Origin of the sequence: Clostridium frigoris (assembly GCF_018861865.1) — a bacterium.
Lineage (GTDB): Bacteria > Bacillota > Clostridia > Clostridiales > Clostridiaceae > Clostridium_AD > Clostridium_AD frigoris.
Genome location: NZ_JAHLDV010000152.1, coordinates 1 through 677, shown reverse-complemented (window position 1 = coordinate 677; position 677 = coordinate 1). Strand labels below are relative to the sequence as shown.

At 30.9% G+C, this 677-nt stretch carries 2 tRNA genes; both read right to left on the bottom strand.

The annotated features are described in order from the left end of the window. Positions 1-282: 282 nt before the first annotated feature. Positions 283-373: transfer RNA gene (locus tag KPL37_RS19560), tRNA-Ser, on the bottom strand. A gap of 26 nt (positions 374-399) precedes the next feature. Continuing rightward, a tRNA-Ser gene (locus KPL37_RS19555) sits at positions 400-490 on the bottom strand. Positions 491-677: the final 187 nt, after the last annotated feature.

The window sequence follows — 677 nt, the reverse complement described above, 5'->3', positions numbered from 1 at the left end:
AGGTGTATTAAACTTACCCAAAATTATAATTCAAACAAAGTAAAGCACCAACAATTCGTTGGTGCTAATGTTTCACTTAATTTGGGACATTTTCAAAAATGATTGACATATATTTCTTAATTCTTATAACTATATTCCATTTTAAATTTAATAAACAAATATCTCACTATTCAATAAAAAATTATAATAATAGTCTACATTAGTATTACATTAAATATCATATCCAATTAAAGTGTACTTTATTATAAAAAAAAGAAACATCTAACAAATGTTAAATGTTTCTGGTGGAGAAGGAGGGATTTGAACCCTCGCACCAGTTGCCCAGTCTATACCCTTAGCAGGGGCACCTCTTTAGCCACTTGAGTACTTCTCCAGGCTTAATATTACTGTGTTATAAAATGGTGGAGGAAGTGGGATTCGAACCCACGGTACGCTTTCACGTACGTCGGTTTTCAAGACCGGTGCCTTAAACCAACTCGACCATCCCTCCATATTGTTACAACAAAATATATTATATCAGTATAAATATTCATTGTCAACATATTTATTGTTTTTTTGTATATTTCTATGATCCGTTTATGATAATGTCCTAGTATACCATTTTTGATTATGTCCCAAACAGACAAAAATATAGTGTAGAATTACCTCATAAGAATTTATAAATGAGGTGTTCGTAA